Annotated in this window: 14 protein-coding genes and 1 pseudogene; 8 read left to right on the top strand and 7 right to left on the bottom strand. The window is 69.3% G+C overall.

The window, feature by feature from the left end; translation table 11 throughout:
• Window positions 1-7 precede the first annotated feature (7 nt).
• Genes QFZ67_RS35535 through QFZ67_RS35545 form a run of 3 tightly spaced genes read right to left on the bottom strand, consistent with a single transcriptional unit; the run spans window position 8 to window position 5,227 of the window.
• Window positions 8-3,130: a glycoside hydrolase family 38 C-terminal domain-containing protein gene (locus QFZ67_RS35535; RefSeq protein WP_307665148.1), complete on the bottom strand. Its 3,123-nt coding sequence runs from the start codon at window positions 3,128-3,130 to the stop codon at window positions 8-10.
• Window positions 3,131-3,140: 10 nt separating this feature from the next.
• Window positions 3,141-4,481 (bottom strand): 6-phospho-beta-glucosidase, encoded by a 1,341-nt coding sequence (locus QFZ67_RS35540; protein ID WP_307665149.1) that lies wholly within the window; start codon window positions 4,479-4,481, stop codon window positions 3,141-3,143.
• On the bottom strand, window positions 4,478-5,227 hold the full coding sequence (locus QFZ67_RS35545; RefSeq protein WP_307665150.1) for a DeoR/GlpR family DNA-binding transcription regulator: 750 nt from the start codon (window positions 5,225-5,227) through the stop codon (window positions 4,478-4,480). The genes QFZ67_RS35540 and QFZ67_RS35545 overlap by 4 nt, the downstream gene beginning before the upstream one ends.
• Before the next feature lie 137 nt (window positions 5,228-5,364).
• Between QFZ67_RS35545 and QFZ67_RS35550 the strand changes: the two genes are divergently transcribed.
• From QFZ67_RS35550 to QFZ67_RS35570, 5 genes are read left to right on the top strand one after another with little or no spacing between them, the layout of a single operon-like run.
• Window positions 5,365-6,381: a PfkB family carbohydrate kinase gene (locus tag QFZ67_RS35550; RefSeq protein WP_307665151.1), complete on the top strand. Its 1,017-nt coding sequence runs from the start codon at window positions 5,365-5,367 to the stop codon at window positions 6,379-6,381.
• A gap of 37 nt (window positions 6,382-6,418) precedes the next feature.
• Window positions 6,419-7,699, top strand: a complete 1,281-nt coding sequence (locus tag QFZ67_RS35555) for an extracellular solute-binding protein (RefSeq protein ID WP_307666088.1) — start codon at window positions 6,419-6,421, stop codon at window positions 7,697-7,699.
• 1 nt (window position 7,700) lies between these two features.
• Window positions 7,701-8,669 carry a carbohydrate ABC transporter permease gene (locus QFZ67_RS35560; protein WP_307665152.1) on the top strand — a complete coding sequence of 323 codons (969 nt, stop codon included), beginning with the start codon at window positions 7,701-7,703 and terminating at the stop codon, window positions 8,667-8,669.
• A gap of 13 nt (window positions 8,670-8,682) precedes the next feature.
• A complete protein-coding gene (locus QFZ67_RS35565; protein WP_307665153.1) occupies window positions 8,683-9,537 on the top strand; it encodes a carbohydrate ABC transporter permease in 855 nt (284 codons plus the stop codon).
• Entirely contained in the window at window positions 9,537-12,479 is a 2,943-nt protein-coding gene (locus tag QFZ67_RS35570; RefSeq protein WP_307665154.1) for a glycoside hydrolase family 2 TIM barrel-domain containing protein, read from the top strand. Before QFZ67_RS35565 ends, QFZ67_RS35570 begins: the two co-directional genes overlap by 1 nt.
• Here QFZ67_RS35570 and QFZ67_RS35575 read toward each other — a convergent pair.
• Entirely contained in the window at window positions 12,446-13,252 is an 807-nt protein-coding gene (locus QFZ67_RS35575; protein WP_307665155.1) for an AraC family transcriptional regulator, read from the bottom strand. The genes QFZ67_RS35570 and QFZ67_RS35575 overlap by 34 nt on opposite strands.
• Before the next feature lie 70 nt (window positions 13,253-13,322).
• Here QFZ67_RS35575 and QFZ67_RS35580 point away from each other — a divergent pair, with 70 nt between their 5' ends.
• Together QFZ67_RS35580 and QFZ67_RS35585 are read left to right on the top strand one after the other, a co-directional pair.
• Window positions 13,323-14,159 carry a phytanoyl-CoA dioxygenase family protein gene (locus tag QFZ67_RS35580; protein ID WP_307665156.1) on the top strand — a complete coding sequence of 279 codons (837 nt, stop codon included), beginning with the start codon at window positions 13,323-13,325 and terminating at the stop codon, window positions 14,157-14,159.
• Window positions 14,156-14,425 (top strand): hypothetical protein, encoded by a 270-nt coding sequence (locus QFZ67_RS35585; RefSeq protein ID WP_307665157.1) that lies wholly within the window; start codon window positions 14,156-14,158, stop codon window positions 14,423-14,425. The genes QFZ67_RS35580 and QFZ67_RS35585 overlap by 4 nt, the downstream gene beginning before the upstream one ends.
• A gap of 6 nt (window positions 14,426-14,431) precedes the next feature.
• Here QFZ67_RS35585 and QFZ67_RS35590 read toward each other — a convergent pair whose 3' ends face one another.
• Together QFZ67_RS35590 and QFZ67_RS35595 are read right to left on the bottom strand one after the other, a co-directional pair.
• Window positions 14,432-15,019 carry a putative glycolipid-binding domain-containing protein gene (locus QFZ67_RS35590; RefSeq protein ID WP_307665158.1) on the bottom strand — a complete coding sequence of 196 codons (588 nt, stop codon included), beginning with the start codon at window positions 15,017-15,019 and terminating at the stop codon, window positions 14,432-14,434.
• A 25-nt stretch (window positions 15,020-15,044) separates the two neighbouring features.
• Window positions 15,045-16,001, bottom strand: coding sequence for a LysR family transcriptional regulator (locus tag QFZ67_RS35595; protein WP_307665159.1), 957 nt, complete (start codon window positions 15,999-16,001; stop codon window positions 15,045-15,047).
• Window positions 16,002-16,081: 80 nt separating this feature from the next.
• On the opposite strand from QFZ67_RS35595, the gene QFZ67_RS35600 reads away from it, so the two are divergent.
• Window positions 16,082-16,777: a type 1 glutamine amidotransferase domain-containing protein gene (locus tag QFZ67_RS35600; protein WP_307665160.1), complete on the top strand. Its 696-nt coding sequence runs from the start codon at window positions 16,082-16,084 to the stop codon at window positions 16,775-16,777.
• On the opposite strand, the pseudogene QFZ67_RS35605 reads toward QFZ67_RS35600, so the two are convergent.
• Window positions 16,774-16,983 (bottom strand): annotated as a pseudogene (locus QFZ67_RS35605) (hypothetical protein); the annotation flags it as partial. The gene QFZ67_RS35600 and the pseudogene QFZ67_RS35605 sit on opposite strands and share 4 nt — an antisense overlap.
• Between the last annotated feature and the right edge of the window lie 77 nt (window positions 16,984-17,060).

Raw genomic sequence — 17,060 nt, forward strand, 5'->3', positions numbered from 1 at the left:
GGCTGTACTACGCTCGCGAAAGACGCAGCGTCAGGATCTGGAAGGGCCGCAGCGTCAGCGACACCCCGCCGTCCACGACGGTCACCGGCTCGTCCGGCAGTGGACGCTCCAGCAGGTCCGTGACCTGCGCCCCGGCCAGTGCGAAGCCCGTGCGCAGGGTCGCCTTCGCCCGGCCGCCGAGGCACTCGTAGAGCCGTACGACCACATCGCCCGAGCGGTCGTCCGCGAGTTTCACCGCCTCGACCGTCACGGCGGGGTTGTCGACGCTCACCAGAGGCTCGATGTTCCGGGCCGTCTCCCCCACCCGCAGCGGCAGGTTGAGCGCGTACCCTTCGGCGATCGCGTCCTCCACGGTCGCGCCCGGCAGCAGCGCGTAGGTGAAGCGGTGGGTGCCCTGGTCGGCCTCGGGGTCCGGGACGCGGGGTGCGCGGACCAGGCTGAGGCGGACCGTGGTGGTCGTACCGCCGTCGTCGCGAGTGGTGCGGGTGACATCGTGTCCGTACGTCGAGTCATTGATGACCGCGACGCCGTAGCCGGGCTCCCCGACATGCACCCACCGGTGGCCGTAGACCTCGAAACGGGCCGCTTCCCAGCTGGTGTTGGTGTGCGTGGGCCGGTGGACATGGCCGAACTGGATCTCCGCCGTGGACCGGTCGGCCCGGACGTCGATCGGGAAGGCCGCCTTGAGGATCTTCTCTGCCTCGTGCCAGTCGATCTCGGTCTCTACGTCGATACGGCGGCTGCCCGCCCGGACCGTGACGGTCTGCACGATGCGCGAGCCCTTGCCGAAGGCGCGCTCGACCCGCACCGCGCCGAGCAGCGGCCCCGCAGCGGTGACGGTGACCGACTCTGCGTCGAGCAGGTCGGTGAAGCGGTTCTGATAGTGCTTGTCGATGTCCCAGGCATCCCAGTAGTTGGGCAGGTCGCTGTGCAGCCGGAGGAGGTTGCCGGGGGCGGCGAGGACTTCGCGGTCGGCGGCCAGGTCGCGTACGGAGGCGAGGGTGCCGTCCTCGGCGAACTCCACGCGGACCAGGCCGTTGTCGAGGACACGGTCCGTGACGGTGACGGGCTTCCGCGTCGGGACCGCCGCTGTGATCGGCGTGCTGCCGGAGGCCGGAACCTCGACAAAGACGGTCGACGAACCGTCGGCCGGCTGCGGCAGACCGGGGTCGAGGGCCGTGCCCGGCACGTGGCCGAGGGCCTCGGCCACTTCGGCCGGGACGGTGACGACCTCGGCACGCGCGCGGGGGCTCGTATTGAACACGGACCATGTGCCCGCGCCCAGCGCGGACACTGCGGCCGAGGTGATCTCCTCCAACTCCTTTGCCACCCGCGCGTACTCCGCCTCCGCCTCGCGGTGCACCCAGGCGATCGACGAGCCCGGCAGAATGTCGTGGAACTGGTGCAGCAGGACCGTCTTCCACAGCCGGTCGAGCTTCTCGTACGGGTAGTCGTAGCCCGGCGCGTGCACCGCGGCCGCCGTCGCCCACAACTCGGCCTCGCGCAACCGGTGTTCGCTGCGGCGGTTGCCCTGCTTTGTGCGGGCCTGCGAGGTGTAGGTGGCGCGGTGCAGCTCCAGATAGAGCTCGCCGGACCAGACGGGTGCGTCCGCGTACTCCGCGCGCGCCGCCTCGAAGAACGCGTCCGGGTGCTCGACCTTGACCTTCGCGGAGCCTTCGAGGTCGGCAAGGCGCCGTGCGCGCTCCATCATTTCCCGGGTGGGTCCGCCACCGCCGTCGCCGTGCCCGAACGGCGCCAGCGAGCGGGTACCGCGGCCCTTGTCCTGGTAGTTGCGGACCGCGTGCGCCATCTCCTTGCCGGAGAACTCCACGTTGTAGGTGTCCACCGGCGGGAAGTGCGTGAAGATCCGCGAGCCGTCGATGCCCTCCCACCAGAAGGTGTGGTGGGGCAGTTTGTTGGTCTGGTTCCAGGACAGCTTCTGGGTGAGGAACCACTCGTTGCCGGCCAGCTTCGCCAGCTGCGGATAGGCCGCGTTGTAGCCGAAGGAGTCCGGCAGCCAGACGCCCTTGGTCTCGATGCCGAAGTGCTCGATGAAGAAGCGCTTGCCGTGGACGAACTGGCGGGCGATGGCCTCGCCGCCCGGCAGATTGCCGTCGGACTCCACCCACATGCCGCCGACCGGCGCCCACTGGCCGTCGGCGACGGCCTTCTTGATGCGCTCCCACACCCGCGGGTAGTTGTCGCGGACCCACTCGTACTGCTGGGCCTGCGAGCAGGCGAAGACGAACTCCTCGTACTCCTCGGCCAGCGCGGTCACATTGGAGAAGGTGCGGGACGTCTTGCGCTTGGTCTCGCGGATCGGCCACAGCCAGGCGCTGTCGATGTGCGCATGGCCGACCGCCGACATGGTGTGAGCGCTGGCGTGCGCGGGACGCGTCAGGACCGGCCGCAGCAGCTCCCGTACGTCCGCCGCCGTGCCGGAGATGTCGTCCAGGTCCAGCGCGTCGAGCGCGTGGTCCAGCGCGTGCATGATCTCGTGCCTGCGCGGCTCGTGCTCGCCGAGCTCCAGCATCAGCTCGCGCAGCACCTGCATATCGAGCGAGAGGTGCCAGACGTCCTCGTCGAGTACGGCGAGGTCGGCGCGGGCGAAGGTGTAGAGGGGCCTCCGGCCCGCGGTGGCCTTGTCGCCGAGCGGGGTCGGGCCGCGGAAGTCGCCCGCGAGGATGTCGGGGTTGGACGCGGCCTCGACGAGATAGTCGATCCGCTCGCCGCCCGCCGCGGGGGATGCGACCGGCACGTACTGGTTCTGCGGGTTGACCGCCTTGAGGGGGCTGCCGTCCAGGGTGTGGACGAGGGCCTCGGCCTGGTTGCCCGGCCAGTCGCCGACGAAGCCGAGGTCGAAGACGGCCTCGACGCGACGGCCGGCCCAGTGGGCGGGGACTTCGCCGCGGACCCTGAACCAGGTCGTGCCCCAGGGTGGACCCCATGGCGTCCCCATCGCGAACGGTTCGTACGTCTGGGACGCGGCCTCGGCGAAGGGCACCGGCTCGTCCGGAGCCTCCCATGCCGTGACGTCGAGGGGGAGCGAGACGGCGTGGACGGCGGGCTGGATGCGCTGCTGGAGAATGCGCTCGACGCGCTCCTCGATGCGGCGGCGTTCGTCGTGCATGTGCGGTCTCCTACCTCAGATACGCGAGCGCGGGGTGGACGCTGGTGTAGCCGTCGACGAGACGGCGGGCGACGGTCACTGAATCGACGAGGGGATGCAGGGCGAAGGCCTTCACCGCCGTCGCACGCGAGCCGCTGTCGGCCGCCGCCAGGACCTCGCGCTCGACGGCCTTGACGGCGTAGACCAGTCCGGTGGCGTGCAGCGGCAGCGGGGACACGGAGATGGGGTGCGCGCCGTTCGCGTCGACGAAGCAGGGCACTTCGACGACCGCTTCCTCGTCCAGCACGGAAAGCGTCGTGCGGTTGCGGACGTTGAGAATGAGCGTCGTGCGCTGGTTGTGCGCGATGGCCCGCATCAGGGCGAGGGCGACCTGCTCGTATCCACCGGACTCCAGGTCGCAGGCGTCGCGCTCGCCGGCCCCCGCGGCTTCGCGGTTGTGCGCCATGTAGGTCGCCTCGCGCTCTGCTCGGGTACGGTCCCAGGTCGCCAGCGCCGGGGCGTCGGGCCGCTCCATCTCCGCGTAGAACCTGGCCTGTTGCTCATGGAGGAAGGCCCCGCGGGTCTGCTTGGCCTCCTGGTAGGCGCGTACCGCCTCGCGGTTGAAGTAGTAGTAGTGCAGATATTCGTTGGGGATCGCGCCGAGAGAGCGGAGCCAGTCGGGGCCGAAGAGCTTGCCCTCCTCGAAGGAGCCGAGCAGCTCGGGGTCGGCGAGCAGCCGGGGCAGTTCGTCGCGGCCCTCGATGCGCAGGCCGCGCAGCCAGCCGAGGTGGTTGAGGCCCACATAGTCGATCCACGCGGTGTCGGGGTCCGCGCCCAGCGCGCGGGCGACCCGGCGGCCGAGGCCCACCGGCGAGTCGCAGATACCGATGACGCGGTCGCCGAGGTGTCGGGCCATGGCCTCGGTGACCAGGCCGGCCGGGTTGGTGAAGTTGATGACCCAGGCGTCGGGGGCGAGCCGGGCGACCCGGCGCGCGATGTCGACGGCGACCGGGACGGTGCGCAGTCCGTAAGCGATGCCGCCCGCGCCGACGGTCTCCTGGCCCAGCACGTCCTCGGCGAGGGCGATGCGTTCGTCTGCCGCGCGGCCCTCGAGGCCGCCGACGCGGATCGCGGAGAACACGAAGTCGGCGCCGCGCAGCGCCTCGTCGAGGTCGGTGGTGACGGTGACCGGCGGGGCGTCCGGCACGCCTTCCGCCTGGTCGGCGAGGACGCGCGCGATCGCGGCCAGCCGGCCGGCGTCCAGGTCGTGAAGGGTTACGTGGGTGATACGGCCCTTGGCGTGATCGCCGAGCAGGGCGCCGTACACCAGCGGCAGTCTGAAGCCCCCGCCGCCGAGGATCGTGAGCCTCATACCTCAACCACCTTCACTCCTGCCTCGTCGAACGCCGCGCTGGTCGCCGGGTCCGCGGGCGCGTTGGTCACCACTGTGTCGAGGGCCGCGGGGCCGCACACCTTCGCCATGCCGGTGCCGGGGAACTTGCCCGCGTCTGCGAGGAGCACCACTGAGTCCGCGGCCGCGATCATCGCCCGCTTGACCGGGACCTCGATCACCGTGGTGTCCATGACCTGGCCGTCGGGGCGGATGCCGCTCGTGCCCAGGAACAGCCAGTCCGCGTGCAGCTGGCGGAGGTTGTCCTCGGTGAGGAAGCCGACCAGGGAGCGGTACTCCCGCCGGACCATCCCGCCGAGCAGTATCAGCTCGATCCCGGTGTCGTCCGCCAGCTCCTCGTACACCACCAGATTGCTGGTGATCACGGTCAGTCTGCGACCGTGCAGCTGCCGGGCCAGGCGGTAGGCGGTGGTGCCGATGTCGAGGAGGACGGACTGCCCCTCCTCGACCATGGCCGCGGCCCGGACCGCTATCGCGTCCTTCTCCGGGACCCTGATCTCGGCGACCTCCGCGAAGGGTTGATCGCCCTCCTCGACCGCGGCTCCCCCGTGGACCCGCGTGAGCAGGCCCTCTTCCTCCAGCTTGACCAGGTCGCGCCGGATGGTCGCGGGGCTCACGTCGAGCTGCTCGGACAGGTCGGTTACGGCTGCGGGGCCGCCTGATCGCAGAGCCCGCAGGATGAGTTGATGTCGTCGCTCAGCCAGCACGTCACGAACGCTACTCGTCAATCTCAAGCATTTCTATGCAGATTCGCGCTCAACTCTTGCCAATTCTGCGCGCCGGGCGCACGATCCTGTGCACACCTTGAAGGTCATCGACAGATCTTTGGCGAGAGGATGCGCACGTGGACGAGGAGCCCAGGCCCGATGTCCTGCTGACCGGGCTGCTCTTCTACGACCTCGTCCTCACCGGACTCGGCAAGCCGCCGACGCCGGGCGAGGAGATCTGGACCCGGGGAATGGGCTGCGGCCCCGGCGGGATCGCCAACCTCGCCGTGGCGGCGGCCCGCTACGGCCTGGACACCTCTCTGGCCACGGTCTTCGGCGACGACTACTACGGCGCGCACTGCCGGCAGATCCTCGCCGGACAGGAGGGCGTCGACCTCTCTCTGTCCCGCACGGCGAAGGACTGGAACACCCCGGTTACGGTCTCCCTCGCCCATGACCACGACCGCGCCCTCATCACCCACGGTGGGCCACCCGCCCACTCCCAGGACCAACTGCTCCACGATCCGCCGCCCGCGCGCACCGCGCTCGTGCACATCGGAGCCGAACCGCAGGAGTGGCTCGGCAAGGCCGCGGCCGCCGGCACCTTGATCTTCGCCGACATCGGCTGGGACCCCACCGAACAGTGGTCCGGCGAGGTGCTGAACCAGCTGTCCCTCTGCCACGCCTTCCTGCCCAACGACACCGAGGCCATGGGCTACACGCGCACCGACAGCCCGGCTGCCGCACTCGACAGGCTCGCCGAACTGACACCCGTCGCCGTGATCACCTGCGGGCGCTCCGGCGCCCTCGCCGTCGACCAGACAACCGGAGAGCACGCTCAGGTCGCGGCCCTTGACATCGATGCCATGGATGCGACCGGCGCCGGAGACGTCTTCGGCGCGAGCTTTGTCGCCGCCACCCTGGGCGGCTGGCCGCTCGCCGAGCGGCTGCGCTTCGCCTCCCTCGCCGCCGGACTGTCCGTAAAGCACCACACCGGGGCGCTCGCCGCCCCCGGCTGGTACGGCATCGATCAGTGGTGGCGTACGACAGGCTCACGCGACCCCGAACTGTCGTGCGCCTACGGCTTCCTGGCCGACCGCATCCCCGCCGACCCCGGGCCGGCCCCGCACCACGCAACCGTCACCCCCCGCTGAACACCCGTCCGAAACACACCGAAAGGCGGTGGGAGCAGTGCACCTCTCCCGAAGAGGGCTGCTGCGCGCAGGTATGGCCACCACGGCCGCCGCGGCGCTCGGCCCCGCTGCGGCAGGCTGCGCGGTTCCTCGCGGCTCCACCGGCCGCAACATGACCCTGTGGTACTGGACCGGCGGTCTGAGTGAAAAGGTCGTGGCCACGGCCAGGAACCGCTTCACGGGCGTCGAGCTCAAGCCCGTGCAGATCGGCGGCTACTTCAGGTCCAAGCTGCTGACCACCATGGCGGGCCGCGCGTCCGTGCCGGACATCACCGGACTCAAGGGCGAGGACATGGCCTCGTACCTCCCCAACGCCGATCAGTTCGTGGACCTGCGCACACTCGGCGCCGACCGGTTCAAGGACCAGTATCTGCCGTGGAAGTGGGAGCAGGGCATCGCCCCCGACGGACGCATGGTCGGGTTTCCGATCGACACCGGGCCCGTCGTGCAGTACTACCGCGCCGATGTCTTCGACCGGGCCGGTCTGCCCGCCGAACCGGCCGAGGTCGCAGCGCAGATGAGCACCTGGGAGAAGTACTTCGCGGCCGGTGAGCAGTTGAAGAAGAAAATCCCGGGCGCGTATCTGCTCATCGACCCCCTCACCGTCCTCTCGAACGCGATCAACCAGGGCACCAAGCGGTTCGTGGACGAGGACCGGCACTTCATCGGCGGCCAGAAGCATGTGACCGACGCCTGGGACCTGGCCATCGAGGCGCGCCGCCGCGGCTTGATCTCGAGCGTGGTCAGCGGCACCCCGGACAGCAACGCGGCCATGGAGCAGGGCCGGCTCCCCAGCCAGCTCAACGCCTCGTGGGCGGCCGGCGACCTCAAGCTGGCCGTGCCCATGACAGAGGGCAAGTGGCGGGTGGCCCGGATGCCCGGCGGTGCCGCCAACAACGGCGGCTCCTTCCTGGCCATAACCAAGGCCTGCCGGGAGCCCGAGCAGGCATTCGCGATCATCACCTGGCTGCTGAACGCCGACAACCAGACCCGCGGCTTCGTCGATGCCTCGCTCTTCCCGTCAACCCCGGCCTCGTACGAGCAAAAAGCCATGCGCGACCCGGACCCGTTCTTCGGCGGGCAGATCACCATCGACGTCTTCGGCCCGGCCGCCGAAAAGATCCCGGTCGCCTACAACAGCCCGTACGACTTCGCCCTGCAGCAGCCGGTCTACGACGAGCTCACCAAAGTGCACACCCTGGGCAAGGACCCGGGCCAGGCCTGGAAGGACGCCATGAGCAAGTGCCGGCGCATCGCGGACCACCTGGGGGTGAGCTGACATGCCCACCGCGCCCCCCGCACCCGTCGTCGAAAGCCCCGTGGCCGTCTCGGCTCCGCAGGTCGCGCCCCCAAAGTCCCGTTCCATATTCGGATACTGGCGCCTCTACCTCGCGATCTCGCCCTTCTACCTGCTTTTCCTGTGCTTCGGTCTGATCCCGGTGGGCTTCTCGCTCTTTCTGTCGTTCCACCGCTGGGACGGCCTGGGGTCGATGGAGTACGCGGGCCTGTCGCAGTACAGCTATCTGCTGAGCGACACCCAGTTCTGGCACGCCATCGGCAACACCCTGATCATCTGGGCCATCTCGACCCTCCCCATGCTCTTCATCGCGCTGGTGACCGCGGTGATGCTCAACTCCGCGGTGCGCTTCAAGAGCTTCTACCGCTTCGCGTACTTCCTCCCGAACGTCACCTCGGTCGTCGCGATCGCGATCATCTTCGGGTCGGTCTTCAGCACCAACTTCGGCCTGGTCAACGCCGTACTCCAGGGTCTCGGCCTGGACCAGATCGCCTGGCTGAACACGCCCTGGGGCATCAAGGTCGCGATCGCCTCGCTGATGACCTGGCAGTGGACCGGCTACAACGCGATCATCTTCCTCGCCGGTCTGCAGACCATCCCGAGCGAGCTGTACGAGGCCGCGCGCGTCGACGGCGCCGGGCCCGTGCAGACCTTCTTCCGGGTCACCGTGCCGCTCATGCGGCCGGTCATCCTCTTCACGCTCGTGGTGTCGACGGTCACCGGTCTGCAGAGCTTCTCCGAGCCGCAGGTGCTGCTCCAGACCACCGCCAACACCTCGACCTTCGCGGGCGGTCCGGACAACGCCGGCCAGACGATGGTCCTCTACTTCTTCCAGCAGACCTTCGACAACAACGATTTCGGCTACGGCGCCGCGATCGCGTGGGGCATCTTCCTGATCGTCGCCGTCTTCTCGATCATCAACTGGCGCCTTGTCCAGCGCCGGGACAAGTAGAGGGGAGACCGTCATGACCATCATGAAAGGAACGAAGGCCATGAAGGGCGCACGGCCCCGAGGGCTCGTCCTGCACCTCTCGCTGATCGTCGGCGTCGTCCTCTCGCTGTTCCCGTTCTACTGGACCGTCGTCATGTCGACACACACGACGAGCGAGATCTTCCAGTTTCCGCCGAAGCTGCTGCCCGGCTCGCACTTCGACGAGAACGTCAGCGCTCTCCTCGACAACGTCGACTTCTTCGGGTCGATGCTCAACTCCCTGATCGTCGCGGGCTCAGTGACGTTCCTCGTGCTCTTCTTCGACTCGCTGGCCGCCTTCGTCTTCGCGAAGTTCCATTTCCCCGGCCGCCGGGCGCTGTTCGTGATCATGATGGCCATCTTCATGGTTCCCGCCCAGCTCCAGGCGATCCCGCAATTCGTGATCATGGCGCGGATCGGCTGGATCGGCTCGCTTACCGCCCTCGTAGTGCCGGCCGCGGCCAACGCCTTCGGCATCTTCTGGATGCGCCAGTACATGAAGGGCGCGATCCACGACGAGCTGATGGACGCATCCCGGCTCGACGGCTGCGGCTTCCTGCGCCAGTACTGGCATGTGGCCCTTCCGGTCGTCCGCCCCGGCCTCGCCTTCCTCGGCATCTTCACCTTCATGGGCCAGTGGAACGACTACGCCTGGCCGCTGATCGCCCTGGTCAACCCCGACCATGTGACGCTCCAGGTCGCGCTGTCGCAGCTCAACGGCGTCCACGGCACGACCGACTACGGCATGGTGATGACCGGCGCCCTGCTCGCACTGATCCCCCTGCTCATCGTCTTCGCGATCGGCGCCCGTCAGATGATCGCCGATCTGGCCAAGGGAGCCATTCGCTGATGCTGCCGGTACGTCCTTGGGAAGCGCCCGAGATCAACTCCTGGCGGCGGCTGCCGATGCACGCCGTGGACCGCCGCCCAGGGAGTCTGAGTCTCGACGGCGAGTGGCGCTTCCAGCTGCTGCCCGCACCGGACGCCCCGCTCACGGACAGCTGGTCGCGGCTGGAGGTGCCCGGCGCCTGGACCATGCAGGACGCCGGCGCGCCCGACCTGCCGCACTACACCAATGTGACGATGCCGTGGGCGCACCACCCGCCCGCATCACCGGCCGCCAACCCCACCGGCGTCCATGAGCGCGAGGTGGACATCCCCGCCGACTGGGCGGGCCGCCGCATCGTGCTCCAGGTCGGCGCTGCGGAGAGCGTGCTGATCGTGGAGGTCGACGGACAGGCCGTCGGTGTCGGCAAGGACTCCCATCTGGCGAGCGAGTTCGACCTGACCGAAGTGGTACGCCCGGGGGAGCGAAGCACCGTACGCCTCACGGTGGTCAAGTGGTCCGACGCCACTCACATCGAGGACCAGGACCAGTGGTGGCACGGCGGCATCACCCGCTCGGTGCTGCTGTACGCCACCGACCCGCTGTATCTCGCCGATGTGACCGTACGGGCCGGGCAGGACGGCACCCTGAGGGTCGACTGCCAGGTGCGCGGATCTGGGACCGAAGGCCCCCTGCCCGAGGGCTGGTCGATCAGCGGGGAGCTGGAGGAGTTCGGCGACCTCGTCCAGGATGCCGCTTACGAAGCGGCGAACCGGGCCGAGGAGCGGGTCTCCGACTTCCTGGGGGAGGCCCGGCTGAGCGCCACGCTCAGCGGCGTACACCCATGGTCGGCCGAGACACCCGTGCTCTATGGCCTCACCGTGCGGCTGCACCACGCGGACGGCACAGTCGCCGACACCTCGTACCACCGCATCGGATTCCGCGACATCGAGATCCGCGGCCGGGACCTGCTGGTCAACGGGGAGCGCGTGTACATCCGCGGCGTCAATCGGCACGACTTCCATCCGCTCACCGGACGCACGCTCGGAGCTGACGAGATCCGCGCCGACCTGGAGACGGTCAAGCGCTTCGGCTTCAACGCCATTCGCACCTCGCACTACCCGGGCGACCCGGCGCTGCTGGACCTCGCCGACGAGCTGGGCCTGTACCTCGTGGACGAGGCGGACATCGAGAGCCACGACCACGCCCATGAGATCGCCGACGACCCGCGCTATCTCCCCGCCTTCGTGGACCGGGTTTCGCGGATGGTGCTGCGCGACAAGAACCACCCCAGCGTCATCATCTGGTCGCTGGGCAACGAGAGCGACTACGGCGCCAACCACGACGCCGCGGCCGGCTGGCTGCGCCGCCACGACCCCACCCGCCCACTCCAGTACGAGGGCGCCGCCAAGACCGACTGGTCCGCGACGGACATCGCGAGCGACATCGTCTGCCCGATGTACGCGTCCCTCGACGAGATCGTCGCGCACGCCCGCTCGGGCACCCAGACCAAACCGCTCATCCTGTGCGAGTACTCGCACGCCATGGGAAACAGCAACGGCACCCTCGCCGACCACTGGCAGGCGTTCGAGTCCACCCCGGGTCTGCAGGGCGGGTTCATCTGGGAGCTGTGGGACCACGGCATCCTCCAGCGGCTGAGCGACGGGCGGCCGGCGGGGCGGGCGGCCGCCGGAGCGTATGCGAACGGTGTGGCCGCCGAGGGTTACCGGTGGGCATACGGCGGCGACTTCGGCGACACCCCGAACGACGGCGCGTTCTGCGCGGACGGGCTGCTCTTCCCCGACCGCACACCGAAACCCGCGATGTACGAGCACCGTGAACTGGCCGCTCCCGTACGGCTGTCATGGCTCTCGGAGGAAGACGGGACGCTGCTGGTCCACAACCACCAGCACTTCCGCGATCTGTCGTGGCTGACCGCCGAGTGGCATCTGTCGGCCGAGGACGCGGGAACCATCACCGCCCCGGCCGCCCTCCCCGCCGTACCTCCCGGCGGCTCTGCCGAACTCCCGCCGCTTCAGGGCCTCCTGGCCATGCTGCCGGAGGACGGCGGAGAGGCCTGGCTGACCCTTCGCGTGACCACGGCGCATGACGAGACATGGGCCCCGCGCGGCACCGAAGTGTGCACTCCGCGGATACGACTGCGCGAGCGGGCCCCGTTCGCGGCCGCCCCCTGCGCGGGGAGCGTCGAGGTGGACGGCGACGGACTGCTCGTCCACCCGCTCCTCACCTCACCACCTGTGCTGAGTCTGTGGCGCGCGCCGACCGACAACGACCTGCTGGGTGGCCCCGCGGACCACTGGCGCACGCTGGGTCTCGACACCCTCGTACGCAAGCTGGTGTCGGTGACCCGCGACGGAAAACAGGTGTCGGTGCGCTCCGCGTACGGCACCAGGGCAGGCACGGTCCTGCACGAGCAGTTCTTCACCCCGGTGCGGGACGGCCTTCTCGTCGAGGAGACCGCTGTGCTGCCCGAGGGCGTGTCCGATGTCGCGCGGGTCGGATCCGTCTTCGAGACGGTGAGCGGACTCGATCTGATCGAGTGGTACGGGCAGGGGCCCTGGGAGTCGTATCCGGACCGCAGCGCGGGTGCGGCCGTGGGGCACCACCGTGCCTCCGTGGACGCGCTGTTCACCCCGTATCTGCGTCCGCAGGAAAGCGGCGGACGGCACGGCGTACGCAGCTTCTCGCTCAGTTCTTCAGGGGGTGGACCGGGTCTGACGGTCCGGCTCGACAGCCCTCGCCAGGTCTCTGTCGTACGCCACCGCGCCCACGATCTGGACACAGCGGCGCACCATGACGAACTCACCCCGCGCGCCTGCCCGGTGGTCCACATCGACGCCGCACACCGCGGACTCGGCACGGCCTCCTGCGGGCCTGACACGCTACCGCCCTATCTGTTCGGGGCGGGGACCTACCGCTGGTCCTGGACGCTCTGTCGCCGGTAGACCGGCGAGGCCGAGGTGCGGACGGCGCGGGGGGAGCCGCCCAGTTCGCGGTGGCACGCCTTGTTGAAGGCCTGCAGGTCGGGAATGCCCACCGCCGCCGCCACGGCCGGGATGGCGAGCGTCGAGGCGCGCAGCAGATGGCGTGCCCGTTCCAGTCGTCGGCGGCGGATGTAGGCGACCACGGTGGTACCGGTCTCGGCGCGGAAGAGCCGGGTGAGGTGGTTGTGCGAGACCCCGGCCACCTGGGCGATGTCCGGCACGGTCAGCGGTTCGGCGAGGTGCGCCTCGATATGGGCCATGGCGGCGGCGATGGCGGGAGGACCCCCGCCCGGCCGTTCGGACGCGCTCAGCTCCACCACCTGCCAGAGTGCCGCCCATGCGGTGGCGGCGGCCTTCGACGGCGTACCGGGCATCGCCGCGATGCCGCGCCGCAGCAGGGCGGAGAGCAATGGCCCGTCGGCGCCGGCGTCCTGCATCACCGGAACGGTGTGCCGCGCGCCCGAACCGGAGAGCTGAAGGTGTGCGTACAGGTGCTCGGACCGGCCGCGGTAGTGAAAGTGCACCTCTTCGCCAGGCGGGATCAGACTCACCCGGCCGGGTCGGATGCGGTGGACCGTGCCGCCGAGAATGAGCTCGCCCTCGTAGCCGTACAGATGCAGCTGCCACAGACCGGTCAGCCGGAAGATGTCGTGCGGCCCGTTGACCCCGTGCACCCCCACTCCGATGTTTGCCACGCGCGGGGGCTCGTCCAGCCGGATCTCCACACGGTCCATGGTGAGAAATTACCAGTAGTCGGTGATTGCAGCCCACGACAGGCGTGGAGTTCGTTTCTACGGTTGCCGTATGTCTACAAGCACCAGCACAAGCACCAGAACGGAGCTCCTGACCTCGGTCCGGATGGCGCGGTTCGTCGCGCACGGCTCCCTGCGGATGGACGCGGTCGTACCGCAGGAGATGAACGACCGGGCGATCGAGGTTCTGTCCGCCGGAGTCCCCGACGTGCCCTATGGCGCACCGCTCGACGAGGCTTTCCCCGAAGGGTCGTTCGCGCGTCGCCTCGTTGAACTCCCGCCGGTGGCAGGGGCGTTGCGCAGTCTGGTCGGCCCCGCGCCGACCGTCGACCACCATGCCGTGCACATCCGCCAACCCCACGAGGGCAACGCCCAGCCGCTGCACGGTGACGCCATCATCGACGTACGCCCCGACGCCTTCGACGTCCAGCTCATGTACTACCCGCACGAGGTGACCGCCGACATGGGCGGCACCCTCAGCGTGCCCGGCAGCCACCTGCGCCGCACCAACGAGAGCGACACCGGCCGCTACCAGAACCTGCGCGGCCAGACCCGGCTGACCTGTCCGGCCGGCACCGTGGTGCTTCTGCACCACGGCCTGTGGCACGGCGGGCGCCGCAACGACAGCGACAGCCCCCGCTATATGTTCAAGATCCGCTTCAACCCGACCGTGCCCCAGGTACGCCTCTGGGACACCCGCGACCTCGACGATCCGGCCGTCGAGGCCGAGCTGCGTACCTCCTTCCCGTGGTACGAGCACGCCACCGGCCGGCTGGAGATCTACAACCGGGTCCGCCTCTGGCGCGCCCTGACCGGCGACGACTCGTTCGACATCGACTACTGGGCGACCCGCGTGTCCAACCGCCCGACCCTCGGGAGCAATGCATGAGACAGCAGGTCCTCGTCCTGTATCTGGCGACCTCGGCGCTCGACTCGGAGGTGGTCGGCTGGTCCCGCTACGACGGCACCGGCTCCACCAAGCCGACCACGGGGGACGGCGACGAGCCTCCGTACGGCTCCGGCGTGGCCGCGCTCGAAGACGGCTGGCGGCTGTTCCAGGCCTCCCAGCTGATCCCGCCCCAGTCCGGCCACGAGTACGACACCTCCTTCCTCAAGCACGAGTTCTTCTTCGAAAAGCTCCACGAGGTGTTCTGACCGGCGCTATGGCCGCGGCCGTCCCGCACTCCACGAAAGCCGGCGAGCCAAGCCCGGGTAGTCGATGACGAGCCCGTCCGCGTCGAACTCCACATCGCTGCGGTAGTCGCCCGAAGCGAACCGGACGCGCCCGCCGTGTTCGGTACGCCGCAGATGGGTGTAGGTCTGCGGTGACGCGTGCACGGTCAGGTCCGGCACCGAGACCCAGGCCATCAGGAAGGTCCGCTCACCGGGTGCCAGATGCAGTGCGTGCCGTCGCACCGGCATGGTGTTGGTGAGTGGGCACAGAGCGAGGTCGCAGTCGAGCGCGCCCTCGGCTTCCGGCAGCGGCTCCCCGTCGGCGGTCCACCGGCCGTGACCGTCGTGCCGCAGATGGAGTTCGTGCGAACCCATGGCGGTCGCGGCGTGGACCCGCAGCTCACGGGTGACGTAGTGGTCGCCGGTTTCGAGCTCGTACGAGATCCAGTGCGGATTGGGCACGGTTCCGACCGCGCGCCCACGGGCCAGCAGGGTCGTGCCGCGGAGCTCGATCCAGGAGGTCTCGTATCCCTGGCTCTCCGTGACTTCCCAGGTGATGACGTGAGAAGTGACCATGCCTCACCCTAACGAGCCGGAGTACTCACCAGGTGGGAGCCTCGCGCAGCAGACGGTCGCGGACCAGGGCCAAGTGGGGGTTGTCCGATGCGCCAGGGCGCTGGACGAGAAAACTGGTGTTGATGGGCGGGTCGTCGGGCGTGAGCAGCTGCACCAGTGTGCCGGCGGCCAGCTCGTGCTGGCAGAGATAGCGGGGAAGCACCGTGATCCCGGCCCCGGCGACGACTGCCGAGAGCACTCCGCGCAGATCGGGGACGGTCACAGCGGCCTGGCCGGTCAGCCGGGTGCCGAAGACATGGCGCCAGTATCGGCGGGCGATGGGCAGATCCTCGGCGTACGCCACGAGGGGGACGCCGCGCAGTGCGGCGGGGCCCTCCGTCGCGATCCGGTCCTGGCCGGTCCGTTCCGCCCACTGCGGTGAAGCAACCAGGACGAACTCCTCGTCCGTCAGTGGTACGGCGGTCAGGGCGCGGCCGCGCGGGCGGATGGTGGCGATCACCAGATCGCTGTGGCCGGCGCGCAGGCCGTCGAGGAGTTCGTCGGTGAGGCCGGTGGTGACCCGAAGGCGTACGCCCTGCTCGACTAGGGGCGCGAGAGCGGGCAGCGCGCGCGTGCAGAGGAGCTCGGCGGGACCTGCCAGATGGACCGGATCGACGGGGCCGCTCTCGCCGGTCTGACCACGGACGGCGACGGCGACGAGGGCGTCCAGCGGGTCGGCGATCTGGGCTGCGAGGTCGTCGGCGACCGGGGTGGGGGCGACTCCACGAGGGAGCCGTCCGAAGAGTTCGCGTCCGAGCTGCCGCTCGAGGGAGCGGATCTGTGTGGTGACGGTCGGCTGTGACAGACCGAGCAGACGCGCAGCCGCGGTAAACGAGCCGGTGCGGTGCACGGCGAGGAACGTCCGCAGAAGTGTCAGATCGAGCGGGCCGTTCGGGGCCTGCCCCTGTATTCCCGACAATCCATTGGATTCCCTATGCCTCATGGTGTGGAGCCTATTGGATCCCAATGGCTCTTCGGTCTACGTTCGAGAACATCAGCGACCTTTCGACGGAGAGATGTGAGATGGCGAAGATCCTTTTTGTGGTGACCGGCGCGGACCACTGGACCCTGGCCGACGGCACCCGGCACCCCTCCGGCTTCTGGGCGGAAGAGCTCGTGGCTCCCTACCGGGCCTTCACCGATGCGGGGCACGACATCGCCGTTGCCACGCCAGGTGGTGTCGTACCCACCGTGGACAGGGCGAGCCTCGCGCCCGAGGTGAACGGAGGTAAGGAGAACGCCGACGTGATCGCCACCGAGCTGGCCTCGATCGCCGCCCTCCAGCGACCGCTGAAGCTGGAGGAGGCCGACCTGGCCGACTACGACGCGGTCTTCTACCCCGGTGGCCACGGCCCGATGGAGGACCTGGCCGTCAACGCCGACTCCGGCAAGCTGCTCACCGCCGCCCTGGACTCCGGCAAGCCGCTCGGCGTGGTCTGCCACGGGCCGGCCGCGCTGCTCGCCGCGGAGCGCGAGGACGGCTCCTGGCCCTTCACCGGCTACCGGCTGACCGGTTTCACCAACGCGGAGGAGACGCAGGCCGGCTTGGCGGACAAGGCGAAGTGGCTGCTCCAGAGCCGGCTCGTCGAACTCGGCGCGGACTTCCAGGAGGGCGAGCCGTGGGCCCCGAAGGTGGTCGTGGACCGCAATCTGGTCACCGGCCAGAACCCCGCTTCGTCCGCCCCGCTCGCCGCCGAGATCCTCAAGGTCCTGGGCTAGGTCGTGTTGTAGAAGTCGCTGAGCCGTCTGGTTGGTTGGCCGAGATTGTCGCGACCCGCCATCCAGATGGTCAGCCCCTTGGCGATGCGACGATACTCGTCTCTGTGACGACCTCGTGCTCGCGGCGGGTGGGTATCCCGCAGGACGATCTCGTAACCGACCGTGTCCAGGACAGCAACAGAGGCGAACCAGGCCGGATCGTCCTCGGCGCCCGACTCGGCCCGGCGCGGACCGCGAAGCACAGGCAGACTCCTTCGGTGGCGGTCCTCATGATCGGCGGGCG

Source organism: Streptomyces sp. V1I1 (assembly GCF_030817355.1).
Classification (GTDB): Bacteria; Actinomycetota; Actinomycetes; order Streptomycetales; family Streptomycetaceae; genus Streptomyces.